Annotated in this window: 16 protein-coding genes; 10 read left to right on the forward strand and 6 right to left on the reverse strand. The window is 45.1% G+C overall.

Translation table 11 applies throughout. The features are described from left to right. Window positions 1-5: 5 nt before the first annotated feature. From ACYVK4_RS27420 to ACYVK4_RS27445, 6 genes are all read left to right on the forward strand, one after another. The gene (locus tag ACYVK4_RS27420) at window positions 6-1,124 is read left to right on the forward strand and encodes an efflux RND transporter periplasmic adaptor subunit (protein WP_461130771.1); all 1,119 of its coding nucleotides are present in this window, start codon (window positions 6-8) and stop codon (window positions 1,122-1,124) included. A 29-nt stretch (window positions 1,125-1,153) separates the two neighbouring features. Then, window positions 1,154-3,427, forward strand: coding sequence for a carbohydrate binding family 9 domain-containing protein (locus ACYVK4_RS27425; RefSeq protein ID WP_461130772.1), 2,274 nt, complete (start codon window positions 1,154-1,156; stop codon window positions 3,425-3,427). A 119-nt stretch (window positions 3,428-3,546) separates the two neighbouring features. Continuing rightward, entirely contained in the window at window positions 3,547-4,521 is a 975-nt protein-coding gene (locus tag ACYVK4_RS27430) for a DUF1259 domain-containing protein (RefSeq protein WP_461130773.1), read from the forward strand. A 28-nt stretch (window positions 4,522-4,549) separates the two neighbouring features. Next, window positions 4,550-5,101: an arsenate reductase/protein-tyrosine-phosphatase family protein gene (locus ACYVK4_RS27435; protein WP_461130774.1), complete on the forward strand. Its 552-nt coding sequence runs from the start codon at window positions 4,550-4,552 to the stop codon at window positions 5,099-5,101. 53 nt (window positions 5,102-5,154) lie between these two features. After that, a complete protein-coding gene (locus tag ACYVK4_RS27440; protein WP_461130775.1) occupies window positions 5,155-5,685 on the forward strand; it encodes a chromate resistance protein ChrB domain-containing protein in 531 nt (176 codons plus the stop codon). A 4-nt stretch (window positions 5,686-5,689) separates the two neighbouring features. Beyond that, window positions 5,690-6,838, forward strand: coding sequence for a chromate transporter (locus ACYVK4_RS27445; protein ID WP_370726190.1), 1,149 nt, complete (start codon window positions 5,690-5,692; stop codon window positions 6,836-6,838). Between the two features lie 191 nt (window positions 6,839-7,029). Here the strand turns inward: ACYVK4_RS27445 and ACYVK4_RS27450 are convergent, their stop codons facing one another. From ACYVK4_RS27450 to ACYVK4_RS27465, 4 genes are all read right to left on the reverse strand, one after another. Next, window positions 7,030-7,626: a hypothetical protein gene (locus tag ACYVK4_RS27450; RefSeq protein WP_461130776.1), complete on the reverse strand. Its 597-nt coding sequence runs from the start codon at window positions 7,624-7,626 to the stop codon at window positions 7,030-7,032. A 159-nt stretch (window positions 7,627-7,785) separates the two neighbouring features. Further along, window positions 7,786-10,941 (reverse strand): lantibiotic dehydratase, encoded by a 3,156-nt coding sequence (locus ACYVK4_RS27455; protein ID WP_461130777.1) that lies wholly within the window; start codon window positions 10,939-10,941, stop codon window positions 7,786-7,788. Window positions 10,942-11,507: 566 nt separating this feature from the next. Next, window positions 11,508-12,266 carry a LytR/AlgR family response regulator transcription factor gene (locus ACYVK4_RS27460; RefSeq protein ID WP_461130778.1) on the reverse strand — a complete coding sequence of 253 codons (759 nt, stop codon included), beginning with the start codon at window positions 12,264-12,266 and terminating at the stop codon, window positions 11,508-11,510. Continuing rightward, a complete protein-coding gene (locus ACYVK4_RS27465) occupies window positions 12,250-13,542 on the reverse strand; it encodes a sensor histidine kinase (protein WP_461130779.1) in 1,293 nt (430 codons plus the stop codon). Before ACYVK4_RS27465 ends, ACYVK4_RS27460 begins: the two co-directional genes overlap by 17 nt. On the opposite strand from ACYVK4_RS27465, the gene ACYVK4_RS27470 reads away from it, so the two are divergent. Both ACYVK4_RS27470 and ACYVK4_RS27475 read left to right on the forward strand, forming a co-directional pair. Then, window positions 13,541-16,030: an outer membrane beta-barrel protein gene (locus ACYVK4_RS27470; RefSeq protein ID WP_461130780.1), complete on the forward strand. Its 2,490-nt coding sequence runs from the start codon at window positions 13,541-13,543 to the stop codon at window positions 16,028-16,030. The two genes, ACYVK4_RS27465 and ACYVK4_RS27470, sit on opposite strands and share 2 nt — an antisense overlap. 101 nt (window positions 16,031-16,131) lie before the next feature. Next, window positions 16,132-17,622, forward strand: coding sequence for a serine hydrolase (locus tag ACYVK4_RS27475; protein WP_461130781.1), 1,491 nt, complete (start codon window positions 16,132-16,134; stop codon window positions 17,620-17,622). A 47-nt stretch (window positions 17,623-17,669) separates the two neighbouring features. Here ACYVK4_RS27475 and ACYVK4_RS27480 read toward each other — a convergent pair whose 3' ends face one another. Beyond that, window positions 17,670-18,752 (reverse strand): DUF4238 domain-containing protein, encoded by a 1,083-nt coding sequence (locus ACYVK4_RS27480; RefSeq protein ID WP_461130782.1) that lies wholly within the window; start codon window positions 18,750-18,752, stop codon window positions 17,670-17,672. Between ACYVK4_RS27480 and istA the strand changes: the two genes are divergently transcribed. Then, window positions 18,682-20,223 (forward strand): IS21 family transposase, encoded by a 1,542-nt coding sequence (istA, locus tag ACYVK4_RS27485; protein ID WP_461130783.1) that lies wholly within the window; start codon window positions 18,682-18,684, stop codon window positions 20,221-20,223. The genes ACYVK4_RS27480 and istA overlap by 71 nt on opposite strands. Before the next feature lie 34 nt (window positions 20,224-20,257). Continuing rightward, the gene (gene istB / locus ACYVK4_RS27490) at window positions 20,258-21,001 is read left to right on the forward strand and encodes an IS21-like element helper ATPase IstB (RefSeq protein WP_461130784.1); all 744 of its coding nucleotides are present in this window, start codon (window positions 20,258-20,260) and stop codon (window positions 20,999-21,001) included. 302 nt (window positions 21,002-21,303) lie between these two features. Here the strand turns inward: istB and ACYVK4_RS27495 are convergent, their stop codons facing one another. After that, a complete protein-coding gene (locus ACYVK4_RS27495; RefSeq protein WP_461130785.1) occupies window positions 21,304-22,302 on the reverse strand; it encodes a hypothetical protein in 999 nt (332 codons plus the stop codon). Between the last annotated feature and the right edge of the window lie 74 nt (window positions 22,303-22,376).

Here is a 22,376-nt window from a genome sequence, read left to right on the forward strand (position 1 = left end):
GACTCATGAAAAAAAGCCTTTTTATGCTGCTGATCAGCGGTTGGCTGGTGGCCTGTTCCGATTCTAAAACCGCCCAAACGGGTAGCACTACTATAAACAACCCAGGTACCGACGCCAAACCCGATACGTTGCAAGCCCTGGTGCTGTCCTCTGGCCCGGTTGAAAAAGCCATGAATCTGCCCGGCGAACTACTCCCTTTTGAGCGGGTGCAGCTCCGGGCTAAGGTGCCGGGCTTTATTCGCCGGATTGCGGTTGATATTGGTTCGCCTGTTCGAGCCGGGCAGGTACTGGCGGTGCTTGATGCGCCGGAGCAAAAAGCGCGCCTGGCCGAGGCCCGAAGCCGGATGCAGGTTAGCCAGGCTAAACTGGTGGCCAGTCAGGATGTGTACCACCGACTGAGCCGGGCCGCGCAAACACCGGGCGTCGTGGCGGAGAGTGAGTTAGCGCGTGTACATGGACAGGTGGTCGCTGACAGTGCCGAAAACGTAGCCTCACGCTATGCCGCAAACGCTTTACGCGACATCGACGGCTACTTAGTCCTCCGGGCTCCGTTCGATGGGGTTATCACCAAACGCAATGCTGATGTGGGTACGTACGTAGGTACGGCGACGGATCCGCCGATCCTGGAAATCGAAAATAATCGAACGCTGCGTCTGCGGGTAGCCGTACCCGAAGCGCTCACGAGTGGAAAATTGAAAGACAACAAAATTTCGTTTACCACCAAAGCCGTCCCCAATCAGAAGCAACAGGCCGTCCTGGTTCGCAAATCCGAAAGCATCGACGTGGGAACCCGTTCGGAAATCTGGGAGTTTCGGGTGGACAATACCGCCCATCAGCTAAAATCAGGTATGTTTGCGGATGTAACGCTCAAGCTGAGCCGGTCAAAACCTTCGGTTGTCGTACCCTTTTCAACGGTTGTCACGACCCTGGAACGCAAGTTCGTCATTCGGATTGTCGCTGGACAAACGCAATGGATTGATGTGCGACCAGGCCTCAACGTACCGGATGGCGTGGAGATTTTTGGCGAAATACAACCCGGCGATACGCTGGTACTAAAAGGGAACGAAGAAATTAAGCCGGACACGAAAGTGGTGGCCACGGTAGAAAAGCCCAAAAAACCATAAGAGCACCTGTTCACGACTAGCCATAGCCGATGCGAATTCTGTACGCCTGTTTGTATTTTGTTGTCTTTCTCAGCCTTGCCGGGCAGGCGCAGCAACTGGGCGTCAATGAAGAAGGCTATCAGATTCACATTAAAAAAGCACACGGATTAATAAAAGTCGATGGACGCTTAGACGAAGCGGACTGGCAACGAGCTGATACGGCGGCTAATTTCTGGCAGATCTTCCCCTACGATACCTCGCATGCACTAGCCAAAACACAGGCGTGGCTGACCTTCGATGATAATTTTTTGTATGTGGCCAGCATTTGCCGACAATCGAATCATTACGTTGTGACCTCGTTGCGCCGGGATTTTGCACCGGGCAATTCGGACGTATTTGGTGTTAATATAGATCCCTTCCGGGACAAGTTAAATGGGTTTAATTTTGCCGTGTCGCCCTATGGCGTGCAGCGGGAAGGGCTTATCACCAACGGTGGTGATTATACCACCAACTGGGATAATAAATGGTATTCGGCTGTCACCCGCAGTGATTCCGGTTATATCGTGGAAATGGCCATTCCGTTTAAAACCCTTCGCTACCGGCGGCAGGAAGGCATTAACACCTGGTTAATTAATTTTGTCCGGGCTGATATTACCCGCAATGAAACGTCGGGATGGGCACCGATACCCCGCAATTTTGGGGGTTTATCGCTGGCTTTTTCGGGAACCCTGCTTTGGGAAAGTCCACCCCCGCAACCCGGCGCAAATATTTCCCTCATTCCCTATGGGCTGGTGGAAACTGACCGGGATTTTCAAGGGGGGCGTCCGTTGCAAACCAAGCTCAATGCCGGATTTGATGCCAAAGTGGCGGTGACGCCTTCCCTCAATCTGGATGTGACGGTAAATCCTGATTTTGCCCAGGTCGAGGTGGATCAACAGGTAACCAACTTGAGCCGGTTTGAGTTGTTATACCCCGAACGTCGGCAGTTTTTTCTGGAAAACAGTGATCTGTTTGGCTCGTTCGGCTTTAGTAGTGTCAATCCGTTTTTCTCCCGGCGCATTGGTCTGGCCCGCAATCCCCAAACGGGCTTTAATGAAAAAATACCCATTCTGGCGGGCCTGCGACTCAGTGGCCGGTTGAATAAGAACTGGCGGATCGGTCTGCTGAACATGCAGACGGGTCGTCGAATGCTGGGGGATTCCGCGCAGCTACCAGCCATCAATTACGGTATGCTGGCCATTCAGCGCCGGATTTCAACGCGTTCGTATATTGGTCTGGTGTGGGTGAATAAAGCCCCGCTCGCCGTGCAGGCTTCGGATGTATCGGCCGCCTACAACCGGGTACTGGGTCTGGAATATTCGCTGGCTTCGGCCAATAACCAGTGGCAGGGGAAATCGTTTTACTATCGTTCCTATAGTCCGGGCGACGCTTCGTCCGATAAATTGCCCCAGTCCTACACCTGGGGCGCGACTATGCAGGTGGATAAACCACGCTTTAACGGGCAGGTCGGTCTCTATGATGTAGGCGATAATTTCCGGGCCGAGGTGGGCTACGTGCCGCGTCAGAGCTTGCTCCGAACGTATGGGGAAGCGAATTTCGTGTTCTATCCAAAGGGGCGCATTGGCAAACTGATCAATCGGTATTACCTGGGACCGGACTGGGATATTCTCTACGGAAAGGTGCAGGGACGGATGGTCGACTGGGACGCTGGTTTATTTGGTGGGATCACCTTGCAAAATCAATCACAACTTAATTTTGCCTTGCTGCGCTGGGATTATACGTACCTGTTTTCTCCGTTTGATCCCACCAACACCGGCGGCCCTGAACTGGCTCAAAACACATCGTATCTGTACTTTAGTAATCGGATCAACTATATCTCCAATGTCCGAAAGCCGTTCTTTTTTTCAGCGAGTACGCGGTTTGGGGGCTATTTCAATGGGCAAATTGGTCAGCTTCAGGGCACCCTCAGCTACCGTCAACAACCCTATGGGATTTTCTCCATGGATTTTACCTACAATCATATTCGGCTGCCCCAGCCGTTCAATACCTCGGATTTACTGCTGGTGGGGCCAAAAGTCGATCTGTCTTTTTCGCGCAGTGCCTTTCTGACGGCCTATTTGCAGTACAACAACCAGATCAACAACGTCAATACCAATATCCGGTTTCAATGGCGGTATAAACCCGTCAGTGATTTATACGTGGTTTACACGGATAATTACTACGCGTATGCCACTAGTGATGACCGGGGTCGATTGGTAACCAATGCTTTCCAACCCAAAAACCGGGCCCTAGTACTGAAACTGACCTATTGGTTAAATCTGTAAGCGGGTGCTGCATAACTGGCACGATATGAAGGCCTTTCCGGGTGAATGTCCGTCAGCCCTCATTCAGGATTAATTCAGAATTAGCCGCTACTTTTACCCCTATCTTAAACTCTACCCGTATGCAACGCAGACTCTTCTTACGCTCGGCAGTCGCGGCCAGCACCATCCCCTTATGTGGGGTATCGGACCAACCTGATTTGCCTGCGGGTAATCTACTTGGGAAAACCCCCGCCTTAACGGTTACCGAACAGGAGGCTATCGCTACCGCACTGGGTAAAAAAGGGACCTATAATGAAGCGCAGGCAACCTATAACGTGCCTCTGCCTCGTAATGACCTGAAGGTTACGGTGAAAGGCGAGTCAGTGCCGATTCCGTTTGGCTTTGGTGGCTGGGTAGCGTTCAAGAAAACGCTCGATGGCAAACAAACCGTCATGATGAGCGATACGGTTTTGCTCGAAGCAGAAGTTAATCCGCTCATCGACGCCACCCACGCGGCCGGATTGGACGTAGGGGCCATTCATAACCATTTCTTCTACGAAGAGCCGCGCATTTTTTACATGCACCTGCATGGCATGGGAGATACAGCGGAACTGGCCACCAAATATGCACAGGCGATACGGAACACAAAATTGTTTCCGGCCAATCAGGTTGCTGCCACTGCGCCATCTGGCACCCCGGCGCTCACTGGAAAAGAGCTTTTTGAGTTGCCCGCTCTGGACGGGTTAGTCAACTACAAAGGGGTTGTGAATGGGCCGACGTATAAATATACCGTTGGACGGGATGATGTGCAGATTGTAGCGATGGGTGCTGAAATGACGGCCGCTATCGGTCTGAATTCCTGGGCGTCCTTTGCTGGAAAACAGGATGCCGCTCATATCGCGGGTGACATTGCGATGCTGGAAGGTGAGGTGAATAATGTCGTGAAGGCCTTACGAAAAAATAAGCTGGAGGTCGTAGCCCTGCACCACCATATGCTGGGCGAACAGCCGCGCACCGTATTCCTGCATTACTACGGACGTGGGCCAGCCGTCGAATTGGCGAAAGGGTTTCGCGCTGCACTGGATCAGTTAGGTAAGCCGGGAATGCAACACTAGGGTCTCACCAGTCAGACGAAGCTACCGTATGAACAAATCGATAAGACTTGATATAAAACCAGTCCTGTTTAGGGAGTCTATACGTTCCATTCGGCTAATGTGGTTTGTTAGTTTGCTGATAGCCAGTCAAGCTTTATATGGGCAGCAACTTCGCAATGAAAGCACGAGTGAGCCGGTGAATACGGTGGTTTTTGTCTGTGAACACGGAGCGGCCAGGAGTTTGATTGCCTCCGCTTATTTTAACCAATTGGCCCAGGAACGTAAGCTGCCGGTAAGGGCGATATTTCGCGGGCTAAATCCAGACTCAACGTTGTCGCAGCGTGCTGAATTGGGCCTTCAAACGGACGGCATCATTGTGCCCAAATTGAAACCAAGTTTACTCACCGGGCAAGATATGGCGAATGCCATTCATGTTGTAGCGCTGGATTGCACACTACCGCAAACCAGCCTGGACACGCAAAAAACAAGTAGCTGGCAGATTCAATCATCGATCAGTCAAAACTATGAGAACGCTCGCGATGAGATCAAGAAAAAGGTAGAGGAATTGCTTAACTCGCTCAGCAAACAAGCCCTTAAATAACAAACTCGTTTTGCCCGTACTAGAAGCCGTAACGCTTTACCCAATCACCTACTATGAATGCTATAACCCTACTTGGGGCCGTTGAAACGGTCGGCGAGTTAGTCACCACGAACCCAAAAGGTAAGACGCCGACAAAATGGATTACGCGGTCACGGCCAAAAATAGATCGGATCGCCTGTCCCTGGTTAATTCTTAGGTTTATTGATCAAGACGCCGAAATTACGTACGTCCCCAAAGAGCAGGTTTTCGCCAAAGCGAAAGAACTGGGTGCTATCCCGTTCGATATTGTCGGGGCGGAGTACGAACACGCGGGTGAACTGTGCACATTTGAGGTGTTTCTCAAAAAACATAACCTGGAAACACCTGCCCTCCAGCAATTAGGACTCATCGTCCGGGGAGCGGATACGGATAACTTTGAGCTGGCACCCCAGGCCGCCGGACTATGGGCGATTTCGGCAGGCCTATCCGAAAATTACACCGATGACCAACAGCAATTGGCGCAGGGTATGATTATCTATGACGCGCTTTACAGTTGGGCCACCAAATTACAAAAAGAGAAACATACCTGGGAGCCTAAACAGTAATTGCATGGAATCCACGCACCATTCCTACACCAAAGCGGATTTAGTCCGCTATTTTCTTGGATTAGGCACGATTGGTTTTGGCGGGCCACCCGCCCTGGTCAGTGCCATGCACCGCGATCTGGTAGTTGATCGCGGCTGGATCACCGAGGAAGATTACCGGGAAGGGTTAGCCCTGGCCCAACTGGCACCGGGTCCGCTGGCGGCTCAACTCTCCATTTATCTGGGCTACGTTCACTACGGTATTCTGGGGGCTACTCTAACGGGCATCGCTTTTGTAATCCCTTCGTTTTTGATGGTACTGGCCCTGGGGTGGGCCTATGTCCGACTGGGAGGTCTACCCTGGATGCAGGCCATTTTTTACGGGATTGGGGCCGCCGTGATTGGCATTATCGCGATGGGTACCTACAAATTAACGACCAAGACAGTAGGTAAAGACTGGCTGGGCTGGGTTTTATTTGGTATCTCGGCCATCGCGACAGCGGTCACAGAATCAGAAATCCTGTGGCTGGTTTTGTTGGCCGGTGTTATCTACTGGTTGGTTAAAAGTCCACCTTCGTTTATCAGGCCAGGCGTAGGCACTAGCTTCACGCCTTTCATTCTACAGGCGCTAAGTTTACCCACTGATTCGGTGCTGTGGAAGCTAGCGATTTTCTTCACCAAAGCGGGCGCGTTTGTCTTCGGCAGTGGACTGGCTATTGTGCCGTTTCTGTATGGGGGCGTTGTCAAAGAATACGGCTGGTTAACCGAGCAACAGTTTTTGGATGCGGTGGCCGTCGCCATGATTACCCCCGGCCCGGTCGTGATAACGGTGGCCTTTATTGGTTACCTGGTGGCTGGTTTTCCAGGAGCCTGTGTAGCTGCTCTGGCGACGTTTTTGCCCTGTTATTTATTTACGGTTCTGCCCGCGCCCTACTTCAAACGCTGGGGGAGACATCCGGGTGTCAAGGCGTTTGTGGATGGGGTAACCGTCGCAGCTATCGGCGCAATTGCCGGGGCAGTCGTCGTGCTAGCTCGGCGGCAATTGGTGGATATTCCTGCCATTGTGATTGCCTTAACAACTGTTGGCTTACTATATCGATTTAAGAAATTACCTGAACTCAGTGTGATTGGCGGAGCTGCCGTTATTGGTTTACTGCTCCGGTATGTAGGCTGACGTTTGCGACTGATAGCGATTGACACATATCAAAATCAGTGTCTTATAAAAACGCTCCCTCCTGAGACGAATGAGCTTTCATGGTTCTACTTTTTATTTGTAGCGGTTAATTGGACGCTATGTTTTAGTAACTGTCAACTTATATCCGTAGCATACGTGTACCACCTTTACGGGATACTCGAAGAATGTAATCAAGTAAATAGCATCAATATTGATTCTGAACAAGCCTTGATTGTACCTTCACGGCGGTGTATTTCAATTAATTCACGGCATTGTTGATAGAAGCTGTTGTACCCATCAAGACAGTATTCAATGTTGATACTATTGATTTCCCGCTCAGCTAACGTCCCTTCATCAGGGCTGATATCGCTAACAAGTACATCAAATCCTTCATCTGAACGCCTACGCAAATCAGCAAATCTTCGAGTAAATGCTAGTAATTCACTGTACTGCTCTATCGTTTCTGGAAGAGATGCTTGTAGTCCGGAATGAAAATGATAATGAAGCTCTGAGAAAGGGTTGTAAACCAGACTTTCATCCTCAACCCATTTTTTGTGTTCATCAATATAGGGTTGAAAATTACCGATCACGAAGTCAGAGCATTCCTTGTATAGATCTGAAAGGTTGTTAAAAAGTACTTGTGCTTGCTTTGCGCTTTTTATAAAAAAAACAAATTCCTCAGCCGTTATTACTGAGGGATCTCCCGGCATGTTATAACAAGAATTCATAACAATGTCTTCTTCCAAACTAGCTTGATCAAGTAACTCTTTAATAAGTTTAATATTCATTGGGTCCAAACTTTTATTTTGATCGTCCTCTGGTGCTTTCGTCTATAAGAGAAACTGCATAGCCTAACATTTGATACTAAAGACCAACCATATCTTTGAACGCTTTCACAAGTGATGGTTGATCATACTGCTTGGGGCATATTAAGCTCAGGCAATTACTTAAACGTTTTTACCTAAGCGTGATTGTAAAGATTCATAGTGACGAGTTATGAAGTGGTAGACAATCATCTCATGCCGCCGATTTTGGCCCGCAAATAGGCGATTTAAGGCCATGTGTAGTATAGCTTCGACAAACTGATCACTATCCTTTTTAGAGTCTGTCATTTTAAAATACGTCTGTATAGCGACTGCTGCGGATTGAATGGTTCTACTGCGTTCCTTTACGAGCTGAATGTGGGTTGCTGAATGAGTTAAAAAAGCGGTACCATACTCTCGATATAATTCATTCAATTTCCGTTTCATCTCTTTAGTACCTGACTGTTCGTGAAAGAAAGCTTGCTGTAGCCGATGAGTAAGCCTTACTTTATCAGAAAGGGAATAATTAAGGTCGGTAAGCAGTGTATCAATACTTAGCAGAGCCAGTGTATAACGATCTGCTTCCAGTTGAGTTTCAGCCTGGGTAAGCCAGTTTATAACCAATTGACTGTCGGCACAAAATATAGCTTCGCTGAACTCAATTAGATCAGGCTCATACCGCTCAAGTTCACGCTGATACGTGTCTAGCTGTATCCGGTTAACTAATTTTGATTCAACATAAGGCAGGAACGCTTTGTGAGCTAATTCAAGCAACTTACCGTCTTTCTTAGGTACGGTTTTAAAACGGATACGAAGATGATTCTCCGGGTCGGCATACCGAACAAAGAACACATTCGTGCACCATCCCTTTTTTAAAGCCTGCTGGATGAGGGGTTGTAATACAGTCGCCAAGAATTGATCGGAGACTTGTTCATGAAGATATACTTTGAAATACAACCAATCTTGGCCAGGGGGGAAACTGCGTTGAATACTGGTTTCTCTCAGCTTACCTGGTTCAACGGAATGAGTGTATTCCCTCACTGGTGACTGTTGACTAGCGACAGTTTTTAAAGGGATAACTAACTCAGAGTTATATTGCTTATTGTCATGACTCAGCCAGGGTTGAAAGAACTCACCAAGCCATTCTTTCAGTAATATCTTCCCCTGCTTTGCAACCTCCTCTACAAGCACTCTTTGGGCCGGTTCAAACTCAAGATCAAGCAGTAATTTATTATCGCTCTCTACCAGTTGCACATAACGAGGTAAGCTATAGAGCTTACGCAAACTAGCTGCTGTTATTACCTGATTAGATGGTATAGATTCTTTCCTAATTATCCATTGTGCAGGGCTAATAACTAGATTTTGATAAATAAGGCGAGGTAAATAAGGCAATTGGCTTAATGTTCTCCATGACCAACCAAACGGGTGATTCTCGGCCAGATGCACATAGACTAAAAATTGATAAACCTCATCTCCAAGTGCAGGATTATGTGCGCTGCTTAGTTGAGGTCGTACCCGTTGGTATGTTTTTTTACTACGTAGAATGACTTGACCAGCATCCGTAACCGAAACTAGTAAGTCAGATAATAAAATTGTTTGCTCACTTGAAACGCCTTCTGGTGTAAGATATGGAATCTCGTAAGGGCGTAAAACGGGTCTACTCACAACATTCCCTGCTCGTCGTGGGCTGACTGGCCAATGAACAATTTCCGCTAGTATGTCTCCTGAGTATTGCGTTTGCTCCCAAGCACACATGGTTTCAACGGCTCCTCTAAGGTTTTCATCACCATGACAGAACCGGCCAAAAAAGAAAGCAGAAGAACCACCTGATGTAGTATTTAAGACAAAGCGCCATCCGTCGGGATAAGTAGGTGTAACCGGCTCAGTACTATGCGATGGATTATTGGTTGATGCCAGCGGCTCAAATAGTTCTCCGTGTACGTACCAAGAAGGGGGCGTAGCCACTCGCAAATGTGGCTGGTCTTTCAATACTGTATTAATGTCATTGTGTGTTATGACTACCTCTTTGCAGCCATCCAATAAGAAACGGCTATAAAGTATTTCTCGCAAATGATCAATAGGATCTGTTCCCATACCAGTATCCGAGGTAGAAGCAAAAGGTAAATCGGCTAAAATAGGGTAGCTGGACAAGGTATCATTTGTAAATCCAATCCCAACCTCAGGGTCTAGAACGGTCAGTAAATCAACTTCTTGTTTATCAAATCGTTCTTTAAAACGCGCACAAAAGTCCTGTAATGGCGAGTTGTGTTTAAAAAGCAACAGCGGCAATACCTGATTGAATTGATTAGCAATCTGAAAAATAGTCGGCTTATCTAGCTGTAGTCGTGTAGGACGAAGAAATAAGTCCGTTTGAACTAGTGAATCAGACGGATTAACAGGTAAGTCTAACTGGCTTAGTGCTTGCTGCAACAGGCTCTGTGCCTGAAAGAGTTTTTCCTTATCAATTGGTGACTGCCCCAAATTGGCTTGTGCAGCTTGAAGTACTGTAGTAATAGGGAATTTAAAGGGCAGGCTGTTAAGCTGATCCAACAGATACGTACACATATCCAGACCAGTAATAGGTATCGACAGATTACTAATTAGAAACTGATCGTCAATTAACGCATTTATAAACTCGGCAACCTCCTCCTGAAAATCACTCCCGTACAGATTTGTTAATGTCGCATAGTTCAATTGTCCTTTCTTCCGAAGCCGTTCAACCAGCTTTCTTAGATCGGGCGTACTAGTTATAGACGATAAAACGATTTTAGGTTTGAGGGGTGTCCCGCTTCGTTCAGAAAACCTAAACTGGTTTATTACCTCGTATAGACTATTATTAAGCTTGTAATGGAGCCCAGAACGAACAGATTTGTCCTGGGCTAACGTATGACTTACTGCTGCAAGCGTAGCAGAATCCGGTCGGCTGGCCGTTTGCCACGAATGATTGTCGAAATCAAGTTGTCTTTTAGAACCAACCGTTCCGACACCCAAACCAGCAAAGAGACCATAGGGTGTAGCTCGGCCATACGAACGGAATACGTACCGCCATAAAGCATCGGCTAAAGAGGGTTCTAGTTCTCCGGTTTTACTTTTTTCGGTTTGCCAAGTTGCATGTAGGCTAGGAGAAGCTAGAAATAGAGCTTCTTCAAACCAATGCTGTTCGAGTAAGGATTGTAATAGAGCGGTATAACTTCCCGGTGAATGTTTTACGTAACTGTCGATCTGGTTAATGAGATCGCTTATTGGCCGGTATGGTAATCTAACGACAAAAAAGGAATGATGATCGAACGGAGACTTCATTTGAAAATAGTAACAGTAAAGGAAACACCCCGCTCAAGTCAATGAGCGGGGTGTTTCCCAAGAGATAAGTCAATACAGTTATGTTACTAGTTACCTACTGTTGATACAATTGTTCCACCTGTTCCACCACAATCCACTGTACTACGGGAGTTTTGATTAATGGTTGGCGCTGTCATTCTTGACTTTACAGTTTGCTTGGTGTAGGTCTTGAAACGATTTGAGGCTCTCATGTTCATAGTTGGTTTTGTTTACCTACAAAAAAGCGAATAAAGTCCCCAAAAAGCAATAATGACCGTTAAATAAAGATCGTCATGTCTATTGTCGTACCCGATACGACTTTGCCTGTAGGTTTCGTGTTACTCTTCTGACGGTCAGAAATTTGTCTCTTGCAGACTTGAAAGCGGTTTTTTGTCTTGGTCTCTTTCATAGTATATTTTTTCTGGCAAGATGCGAACTATTTTAATTCTACATCAGGAAAAGTTGGTGAATAGGTTAACAAAGTTGGTGAGGGGGTAAATACTGTTATTTAGTGGGTGAATTTCAGCTTGAATAGCTAAGAGACAATCTTATTTGAAACCTTTATCGTTCAGGGTCTGCCGTACAACGTCTCGAAATGTAGTACCAATTGGTAGTTCATCGCCCGTAAAAAGCTTTATCGAGTTAGAAGTAAATACATTGATCTGATCGATACGAACGATATACTTCCGATTGATGCGTAAGAAGTCTTGTTGAGGTAGTTTATTTTCCAACTGAGACACCGTTACTTTAGAAAGCAAGGTTTTAACGGGTTGGCCGGTTAAATGTATCTTCACATAATTGTCTAAGGATTCAATAAAATTTATAGTCTCAAGCGGCAGGTTAACATAGTTTCGATCAACCCGTACTGTAAGTACTTTCTGATCTAACCGTATCTCGTTACTCTCTCCAGAATTACTATTTACCTGCTTCCAGCGGGTATGCTCAAGCCGCTCCTCGACCCGTTGAATGGCGAGACTAAATCTATCTGGGAAAATAGGTTTCTCTAAAAAATCAACTACTGCATGTTCGTAGCCTTTCAACGCGTATTCCCTGTAAGCCGATGTGATTATGACTAAAGGCATTGGTTTGGGTAATAAGTCCAAAAACTCGAAGCCGCTTAACCGGGGCATCCGAATATCAAGGAGCAGTAATTCAGGGTGTAACTCTTGACACTTTACTAGAGCTTGTTGTCCATTGTTGGCCGTTCCTACCAGTTCAAGAATAGGAGTACGCTCCACGTGTTCAATTAATAAGTCTTGTGATAAAGGCTCGTCGTCTATAATCAGACAACTAATTTTGGAACTCATATGAAAGGGAGTGTTTTAAAGGAATAGTCAATAAGACTTTATACTCTTGCGGGCTTTCCTGAATCGTAAGCTTGTAGTCATTGGGATTAAACAGAAGATCCAGGCGATTACGAGCATTCTTTAAGCCAATACCTCCAACCCGATTTTCTGATTCATTTTCTTTAGCCAAACTGTTAGCGATTGCTATGTGTAGGGCTTGGCTAGTCTCCTCTATTGATAAATCTATCTCAACCCACCCTTCTTCAAAACTATTGTGTAAACCATGCTTGAACGCATTCTCAATGAATGTTACGAGTAAGAGAGGGGGGACTAAGAAATGTTGAGCATTACCCGTTTGGTTGAAACGAATCCGGTCAGGATTAAAATGTCGTGTCTTCTCTATTTCGACATAGTTTTTAAGGAACTTCAATTCACCAGCTAAGGGTACAAACTCCTTGTCTGTATCATACAAGGTATAGTGTAGTAGTTCAGATAGTTTTCTTAATAAACTAGCTGCTTCCTGATTTGTGCGCTGAATTAAAGCCAGTAATGAATTAAAAACATTGAATAGGAAATGTGGGTTAATTTGGGTCTGTAGTAGTTGAAGTTGATTCCGTATCAACGTTTGATTCTGCTCTTTCTGTCTAACAATTTCTTCTTGCTGCTTAACAATTTCTCCCTTTTGTTTTACACTCTCTACGCCCCAGGAAATAGCTTCTCGAATGATGCGCAAAAGAAGCGGTAACATCAGGTAGGATACATTATAAGCCCAAAGAAAGCTTAAGACGGTATAGCCCGTTAGAACTCCTATTGGACCAGAGGCTAATAAAACGTCATTGTTACGTTTCATGTAGGCGGGTGCTGGTAAGTAATGCGATGTAGCGTAGGTAAATAAATAGTAGTCGTATATATTGAACGCAACGAAAATCGCAATGCTGGAAACAGCGACAAAAAGTAGCCTTCGCCATATAATCCGATTGGTAGCGCGGTAGTTAACAAGCAGTTTCATTAACGACGGAACGACCAGGTAGCCATACGTGTAAAAAAGGATAAATGTTGTCCCTAAATGGGTTAAGTACATTAACCAAAATAGGCCAGGGTCAGGCGGCAACTTCGGGTCAACCCTAAGTACCCGGTTAAGAGCTATGTAAGCCTCAAATGAATCAAACGCCCAAAAAAGAACATGTAAGCTGATTCGACCTGGGGTAACTCTTCGGGGCGGCAGATTAAACAGTGACTCGTCACCATTCCAATTTTGTTTGGTAAATTCGGTATTTAATCCGGGCATAATTTGCATGAGAAAAAAAACGGCAAATAAGATACTCACTGGCTGGTACTTCTTCTTTTCTTTCTTTTTAGTAGGGCTTCTTTCCGTCTGCTCCGCTCAGGTAAGTAGTCCTGATAACACAACTCAAGTTAAGAAATCTTATTCAGTGTCTGGGCAAGTACGATCCTTGGAGAGTCAACCAATTGTAGCGGCTCTAGTGGCAGTTTTACGACCGGATTCGAGCTATATAAAAACAACACTCACCGATTCGACAGGCCACTTCATACTAAGGGATCTGGCTGCTAGTCAGTACGTAATACAGGTATCACATCTTGGACAACAAAGGATGAATCGTTCGGTGAGATTATCTGATTCGCTTCAAAACGCTACTCTAAACTTCACGTTAGTACCTGCTGCAATCAAATTAAATGAGGTTTCGGTCAGAGAGAAACGGCCTATTTTTGAAGTACTCAGTGACCGGATCGTTCTTAATATAGAATCGAATCCAGTCTTTGCAGGCGGTAATGCGCTCGATGCCCTTAGCCTGGCTCCACGAGTAACGGTTGACCCAATTACCAAATCTGCCGGAATTGACGGAAAGTCAGGTTTGATCGTTTATCAGAATGGCCGGCAATTGTATAAGTCCGCCGATGAGGTAATCACGTACCTACAAAACCTGCCCGCTAGCTCGATCTCCCGAATTGAAATTCTGACTAACCCACCGGCTCAGTATGATGCTGGCAGTAGCGGGGTCATCTTGATCTTCACAAAGGGACTTGACTTAAACGGCTTTAACGGTGAGTTGAGCCTTACCGCTGGTGTAGGGCGTTATTTCAAAAGTAATGCTTCTCTAAGCTTGTCACTCCAGACTAAGAAAATTCAGGGTTCATTCTTGTATGCGCCTAACTACCGACCTACCTACTTTAGTTGGCGATCACAACAGCAACTTACCGATGCAAGCCAAAGTGAACAAGGTTTTTCGCGTAGTCAAGAGTTTAATAGAATCGACTATGTTAATCACTTAGTACGAACTAGCTGGAATTGGAACATTGCAAAGTCTGCTTCAATCGGTACGGTTATACAGGCATCACAAACCGCTGAAACGGATAACCCTACATCATCTATCCAATATCAGTTAGCTTCCAAGAATTCTCCCGTAACACAAGTTGACGCTGTTACTCAACTCAAATCGACTATTTCAAATTTTGCCCTCAACCTGAATGCGAGAAAGGAGTTTAGGTATCCTCAAACCAATTTGTCAGCAGATATAGATTTTGCTCAGTATAATAATAACTCACTTTCATCAGCCACTTTTACTCAAAACCTACCTGCCTTTCGAGCTGCTGAATATGTACGTGTTAGGTATCCCAATTCAGTAAAGATAAAAACGGCTAAGATTGACTTTTCAACACCTTTTCTCGCAAAGGGCCAATTTCAATCAGGAGTAAAATACAGTTCAATTACTATGAGTAATCTGCCAACTACTGAACAGTATTCACCGTCATTCTCTCCGTTAGAACCTTTGCTATCAAAATCGTATCGGTATCAGGAACAAACATCTTCAGCTTATAGCAATTTTAACTACGCCTGGGCGCATTGGTCTTTACAAGCTGGTTTAAGGCTTGAACACACCTACTACCGTGGTCAGTCTGGACCATCAACCGTAATTAGCCGGGATTATACGAATCTATTCCCTTCATTGAACCTTCAATACACAACAGCTAAGAAGTACCAATACAGTGCTTCTTTCAATCGTCGCATAGTTCGTCCGGCTTTCGATTTGTTAAATCCGGCCTATATTTTTTATGATCCTTTAACCCTCTATTCAGGCAACCCGCTATTACTGCCCCAGCTCACAACAACGGTCCAGGCTACCTATTCAACCCCAAAACGGATGAATTTAACAGTAGTGTATAGCTACAGTAAGAACCGTATTGCGGAGATTATTTATCGTATTGACTCAAGTTCAGCAACAACCCTTAACTATAAAATCAATTTTGATTGGGAAAAACGAATTGCGGCAACGTATTCTGTCCCTGTTGAGATAACTTCTAGCTGGCAACTACTGGCATCTGTAACCGGGGCTAATTCTGAGTTTTACTCTACGTTCAAAGATATTCCGATCTCGACTAGACAATCAACAGCCATCTTCCGGCTGAGTAACACGATTAAGAGTAAAATGTGGTCTGCCAATGTCAACCTCACCTACCGTACTAGAGCTGTAGTTGGTTATATGCTTTATGACCCGATATGGTTTTTAGACTTAGGCGTTCAACGCCCACTTGGGCCAAGAGCAACCATTAAATTAGCAGCATCAGATATTTTTCACTCTTTACTGATTACCAATTATGGAAACTATCTGAATACAAATATTATCTTCCATCACAAGTATGAAAGTCAACGTGTATTGCTTACCTACGCCTATCGCTTTGGAAACGCTAAAGCTAAAACGCTTAAAGAGCGGTCATTTGGTTCAGATACAGAGCAGGAAAGGCTAGGGGGGGATAATAAAAATTAGTCTTAAACCAAGACACGTAATTTGCTTACACACTGGTTAGCTATATGAATAAAAAGCATTGGTTTCTACTCTTCCTTCTGACGCACAGCTACTTATCTAGCTTGGCACAAACGCCCACTTTCATTTCTGATAGCTTGCAGGCGTATATTAAAAAAGGCATGGCAGACTGGCAAATACCAGGCATGGCCGTTGCGATTGTCAAAGATGGTAAGGTAGTTGTCAGTCAGGGATTTGGCGTGTTAGAGGTAGGAAAAGACAGCAGGGTAGATGAAAACACCCTGTTTTTCATTGCCTCCAATACTAAATTATTTACGGGAACAGACCTTGCCCTTTTAGACGAGCGCGGAAAGCTTTCACTGGATGATAAGGTCACAAAATATCTGCCTGACTTTCGGTTATCGGATGCGTCCACTACTCAACTGGTCACTATCAGGGATTTGCTATCCCATCGTATAGGGACAAAAAATTTTCAGGGAGATTTCATGTTTTGGGATACCGATCTAACGCGAAAGGACGTATTAAGCCGAATGCGTCTGTTAACACCCACAAATCAATTCCGTCAGGATTTCGGCTATTCAAATCAGGGATACGTAGTAGCTTCTGAGATCATCCCTAAAGTTAGTGGCATGACTTGGGAGACCTTCACCGATAGTTCACTGTTGAAACCTTTGAACATGAATCGAACATCCATGCTTTCAGCGGGAGCCGATAAACGTTCTAACATAGCCTTACCCTACACTACCTGTTGTAGTGCAGATAGTAAACTCGCAAAATTGCCCTTTGATAATCTCGACAATCTAGGACCCGCTACCGGTATGCTATCTAGTGTTAGTGATATGTCTCGATGGATGATTATGCAGCTTGACAGTGGCCGCTTTGAAGGAAAACGTATTCTTCCCTGGGCGGTGCTGGAAAAAACACGTGTCGCCAACACGCTGGTCAGCACTGATAAAATGAAGGCGTTCCCACTTTCTTATCAGTTCTATTGCTTAGGCACTGGCCTTATTGACTATGCAGGATACTCGGTTTATGCTCACGCGGGAGCCTGTTCCGGCTTCAAAAGCACAACTACTTTAGTCCCGGAAAAAAACTTAGGCATTGTCGTACTCACCAATCAAGACAACAATAACTTTCATGAAGCTCTGCGTTTTCAAATCCTCGATGCTTACTTGAACGTGCCTTATACCAATCGTCACGAGTTTTATTTCAGCCGCGCCAAAATAAGAGACCAAAAGAGTAGAAATGAAATTAAGAGTCTATCACAGCGTGTCGAAAAAAAGTTGAAACCTAAAACACCTCTGCTGACTTACTGCGGTGTATATAGAAATGAATTGTACGGTACATTGTCAGTTGCACTAGATACAGTTAAAGGAAGATCAGGGCTGACCATTCGTTTTGAACACCATCAAAACCTTATTGCTCAACTAGACTACATGGATGGGGAAGAATTTAGGTTAACGTTTTCCAATCCAAGATTTGGGATTTTTCCGGTGTCGTTTTCCAGAGCCAACAATCAAGTGGGAAGCCTAGAAATTAAGGGAACTGATTTTGTTGACCACGATTCTTACGAGTTCAAAAAAATGAATGAATAATTAGCCCAAAGATTACTTAGAATTAAACAGGCTGTCATCTAAGATCGTTAAATGTTTCGAGAATTAATTTTGAAGAAATCTCGCCATTGACTTACACTACTGTTTAGGGTGTATCTTGAATTACTATAAATATATTCTAATGAGCCGCCCATTGTAGCTCGGTTGATTTCCTGCACATGTTCGGAATTAGATTGTCTATAATGAATTTTTTTGAAAGGGGGTACTACTGAATCCTCGTCTTTCTTGAGAATAATTAAAGTTTTATAAGGTGTAATCGGAAAAACAAAACGAAAGTCTTCGATAAAGTTAGTGTTTGCAAGCTGCCCTTTTTCATTGACGCAGTACCCTGGATTATCAGAAGTTATAAACATATCATTAATAGTAGTCTCATGTATATACCATATCTTATTCATTAGTAATCCTGTTATCTCAGTAAGTACACCGTCTGCTCTTTCTGTTCGCGACAAATTGATTCTAACTAAATTCTCCCTGAAATTGGGTCTGTTAACAGCATCATCTAACTCTTTGAAAGCTAGTTCTATAGTAAGTCCTTCACTCGCTAATCGTTCTTCCCACAACTCCTTATTATCTAAAATATCTTTTTTTATCCTATTGTTTACTTCGATGGGGCCTTTTTGAGCATTTTCGTGATTGAAAAACGTCGGATTTCTAATTTTCATTTGTAACAAAGTTCTGATAAATATATCAGCCTCTCCCAAAGTAAGCCATTCATTACTCGAAGCTAACTTGTTAACTATATCTCCAAAACGATCTTCATAATACTTTAGTGACTTAGTTTCTACAATCAAAGGATCATCTACTTGAAAATTCTTCATCATGTTATCATCACTAATAAGATATAGATTCTCAGCATAACAAACCTGTGAAGTAGGGTAAGTTCGCACCTTCCCCCTATTAGTGAGTATTTCGGAATAAACAGACCCACCTAATACGCAGCATGCCAACCCAGGCATTTCGGGCATAACTGACCCACCCCTTTTTCGAGTAGGAATCGCGTCACCGCTGTAGTTTTCGGAGGTAATTGACCCACCTCCGACTATGGCTAACCACCGAGTTCCTATGCACCTGCTGCGCCAAATACTGCTACTCAAACAACAGGGTAAATCCATTCGTGATATTGCCCGATCACTGGCAATCGCTCGCAACACTATTCGAGGGTATTTGCGCCTTTTGCCCCAAACAGACCTGGCTGGGCTATTAAGTTATACTGATGCCCAACTCGATCAACTCATTCAACCACCCGTGGCTATGCCACCGGCTGATGGTCGATTAGCTGAGTTGCAGAAGCGCCTACCTGCTATTGATCGCCAGTTGGCTTGCATAGGCGTTACACGCTATGACCTCTGGCTAGACTACAGGGGAGAACAACCTGATGGCTATCAGTATACTCAGTTCTGTCACTATTATCGGCAATGGCATCAAGTTCAGCAGGTGACTATGCATTTCGAACATAAGGCGGGCGACAAAGTGTTTGTTGATTTTGCCGGGAAACGCTTATCGATCGTCGATCAAGCAAGTGGGGAACTGAAGCCGGTTGAGTTCTTCGTGGCCGTGTTAGGGTGCAGTCAGTTGACCTATGCTCAAGCCGTTGCCAGTCAACGCACGGAAGACTTTATCGAGGCACTACAAAATGCCCTATGCTACTTTGGCGGAGTGCCTTCGGCCATCGTACCTGATAACCTCAAGGCTGCCGTCATCCGTGCTGATCGCTATGAACCTCGGATTAATGAGATGCTGAGCGATTTTGCCCTCCACTATCAGACGACGATTCTACCTGCTCGCAGTGGCAAACCGCGAGATAAGGCGTTGGTGGAAGGAGCAGTCAATATCCTTTATAATCGGGTGTATGCTCCGCTTCGGAACCAGATATTTCACCAGCTCGAAGAACTCAACGCAGCCATCCTGGAACGGGTTAATGGGCATAATCAGATGCTGTTTAGCGGCAAAGAGTACAGCCGACGAAGTCGTTTTGAGGCTTATGAGCAAGTGCAGCTGAGGCCCTTACCTACCAGTATCTATCAGATTAAACACCACCTGGTAGCTCGTGTGCAGAAAAACTGTCATGTACTGCTCTCGGAAGATAAGCATTATTACAGCGTGCCCTACCGCTACGTTGGCAAGCGCGTGCGGCTCATCTATACACAAAGGACTGTCGAGATCTATGCCCATTATGAACGGATTGCCGTCCATCAACGGGATAGAAGTAAGTATCACTACTCGACCACTAAAGACCATCTGCCCAGCACCCAGCAATGGGTGAGCGATTGGAACCCAACTTCTTTCATTCGATGGGCTGGTCGTATTGGCCCCCAAACGCAGCGTGCTGTCGAAGCAATTTTAAATAGTCGAACTCACCCAGAACAAGCCTATAAATCCTGCCAGGGCATCCTGAGTCTAGAAAAGAAAGTAGGCGTGGATCGACTGGAGCGGGCTTGTGAGCGAGCCTTGTGCTACCAAAGTGTGAGCTACAAAGTCATTCGCTCCATTCTGGAACGAGGTCTGGATAGCTTACCTGAGTCAACGCCTATCCTGATCACAACCACTCACGAGAATATACGAGGATCAGCCGCCTACCAATAATGACAAAGGGGAAAGAAAATAAACCAACAGAACCATGAATAACCAAGCAACCCTGGACCGATTACGTGAACTCAAACTAACGGGTATGTTCCAAGCCTTTGAGGCTCTCTTGCAACTACCGGTTCACCAGCAGCCAGCGGCTGATGAACTACTGGCTCAACTCATCGATGCTGAACACGAGTATCGCCAGCAACGCAAGACCCAGATGGCCATTCGGGCGGCTCGCTTCCGCTATGCGGCTTCGCTGGAAGAGCTGCACTACGGTGATAGCCGAAATCTGGATAAGACCGCAATCCTGCGTCTGGCCGATTGTCGCTTCATTGATCGTTCGGAAAACATCTTCCTGACGGGTGCCACGGGTTGCGGGAAAAGTTATATAGCTTCAGCCCTGGGCTATCAGGCCTGTCAGTTAGGATATCGGGTGGGTTATCACAATCTGATCAAGCTCTTGCAGCGCCTACAACTGGCTAAAGCCGACGGCTCTTACCAGAAAGAGATGGGTCGACTGGAGCGGCTACACTTACTGATCCTGGATGACTGGGGACTCCAACCGCTGGACCAACATGCTCAATTAGCCCTGTTGCAGATCATGGAAGATCGGCATGGGAAAGCAGCTACTATTATCACTTCCCAACTGCCGGTTAGCAAATGGCACGAGTACATCGGTGATCCTACTCTGGCCGATGCCATCCTGGATCGGATTACTCACAAAGCCCATCGACTGGAGTTGAAGGGTGAATCAATGCGTCGTAAGCAACGAGTTATCACAGATAAATAATGATCACTAACTTTGAGTGATTCCTACCCGACAAAGGGGTGGGTTAGTATGCTCCGAAATACCTGGGTTAGCATCTCCGTAATACACAATTAGGGCGGTTCAGTAAATTTTTCTCAAAAGCATATAACTTATTAATATCAGCGGCAACAAAATTTTTAAGATATACTTGAGGTACGAAATGATGATTTTTGGGTTTATTTGAAGATTTCATTTTTTGATTGCTTTATGATATTATATTCGCTTTGTTGAATTACTAAAAAGCTAGTAATAAGTGATACCGCTCGATCTAAGCGGTATCACTATTAATTTACATTTAACGCTTGGTGCGTCAGCTCATGAAAAACTTTCTCGTCTAGTCCATATCGGTCAGCTATTGATAAACTTGCTCTACTGTTCATCAGCGAATAATTAAAAGCATTATAAAGAAGCCACATTGTAGGCTCCGACTGTAGTAGTCTTTCTTCGATCTGCAAGCGTTCCTGGGCTTGTTTAACCAACTGAACCGGGATACTTACCCGTTTTGTTAGTTGCTCTACACTGCTGGCATCTACAGGCGTTTTGAACAACCGTTCATAAACCTTTGCAGTAAGTGAACCTTTATGCTTCATAAACTGGTCTATTACCTTCCCTAAATGGACGCGTAAGTGTTCCATATCAAGCCGGTAATGATGCAATTTTTTGTGTAATATTTGGTCTACATCTGTGGTGGTAGTGGTGCGCGTTTCAACCGATTCTTTTACTTTTTTAGCATCCTGAAACTTCTTTGGTTTTCCAGCCAGTAACCAATTTAAATACGCATCCATTTCTAAAAATTCGTCGGCCCAACCCATCAGGCCATTTTCACAGACTTGCCGGTAATAGCTAACCCGTACACCGTTTTCGCTCACGGTGTTACTGTTAACAATGGTTCCCTGCATAGTAAAAGGGGATTTACCATTGTAGGAGTTATTTATGATAAGGTTTCTATAAAGGCGCTCATTCCCTACTTTGATTTCATCAGGCGTAATGATACTTATATTAAATTCTCCAGTGTTGGTGAATTTAACCTTTACCTCATGCTTAGGGATGTGACTCGTTATTACGTCGCGTAAGAGATCGTTGGGAACTATAGAATAGTCCGACGACTGTACAGCGTAAACTACCCGCTTAATGTCCGAAGGATAACCAATTATAACCTGCTGCCGGTCACTCGGTAATATCTCGAATCCGGGCATGAATTCAGACAGTTTAACGGATTCGACAGGAAAACAAATTTCGCTCCAAAGGTCTGTTTTTTGTGGTGTTGTGCTGACGGATGCCATAAAATTTTCTGTTTAAGTATTCAACAAGTAATTGATTTACAGTATTAATATAAGATTTATTTTTCTAATTAGAA

The organism is Spirosoma aerophilum (assembly GCF_054782495.1).

What these genes read in the sequence shown, in the direction of transcription:
- ACYVK4_RS27480 (WP_461130782.1), bottom strand. Translation starts at nt 18,752, where the DNA reads ATGGATTTACCCTGTTGTTTGAGTAGCAGTATTTGGCGCAGCAGGTGC.
- ACYVK4_RS27440 (WP_461130775.1), top strand. Translation starts at nt 5,155, where the DNA reads ATGAATGCTATAACCCTACTTGGGGCCGTTGAAACGGTCGGCGAGTTA.
- ACYVK4_RS27460 (WP_461130778.1), bottom strand. Translation starts at nt 12,266, where the DNA reads ATGAGTTCCAAAATTAGTTGTCTGATTATAGACGACGAGCCTTTATCA.
- ACYVK4_RS27420 (WP_461130771.1), top strand. Translation starts at nt 6, where the DNA reads ATGAAAAAAAGCCTTTTTATGCTGCTGATCAGCGGTTGGCTGGTGGCC.
- istA (WP_461130783.1), top strand. Translation starts at nt 18,682, where the DNA reads ATGGCTAACCACCGAGTTCCTATGCACCTGCTGCGCCAAATACTGCTA.
- ACYVK4_RS27445 (WP_370726190.1), top strand. Translation starts at nt 5,690, where the DNA reads ATGGAATCCACGCACCATTCCTACACCAAAGCGGATTTAGTCCGCTAT.
- ACYVK4_RS27465 (WP_461130779.1), bottom strand. Translation starts at nt 13,542, where the DNA reads ATGCAAATTATGCCCGGATTAAATACCGAATTTACCAAACAAAATTGG.
- ACYVK4_RS27455 (WP_461130777.1), bottom strand. Translation starts at nt 10,941, where the DNA reads ATGAAGTCTCCGTTCGATCATCATTCCTTTTTTGTCGTTAGATTACCA.
- ACYVK4_RS27425 (WP_461130772.1), top strand. Translation starts at nt 1,154, where the DNA reads ATGCGAATTCTGTACGCCTGTTTGTATTTTGTTGTCTTTCTCAGCCTT.
- ACYVK4_RS27435 (WP_461130774.1), top strand. Translation starts at nt 4,550, where the DNA reads ATGAACAAATCGATAAGACTTGATATAAAACCAGTCCTGTTTAGGGAG.
- ACYVK4_RS27495 (WP_461130785.1), bottom strand. Translation starts at nt 22,302, where the DNA reads ATGGCATCCGTCAGCACAACACCACAAAAAACAGACCTTTGGAGCGAA.
- ACYVK4_RS27450 (WP_461130776.1), bottom strand. Translation starts at nt 7,626, where the DNA reads ATGAATATTAAACTTATTAAAGAGTTACTTGATCAAGCTAGTTTGGAA.
- istB (WP_461130784.1), top strand. Translation starts at nt 20,258, where the DNA reads ATGAATAACCAAGCAACCCTGGACCGATTACGTGAACTCAAACTAACG.
- ACYVK4_RS27470 (WP_461130780.1), top strand. Translation starts at nt 13,541, where the DNA reads ATGAGAAAAAAAACGGCAAATAAGATACTCACTGGCTGGTACTTCTTC.
- ACYVK4_RS27430 (WP_461130773.1), top strand. Translation starts at nt 3,547, where the DNA reads ATGCAACGCAGACTCTTCTTACGCTCGGCAGTCGCGGCCAGCACCATC.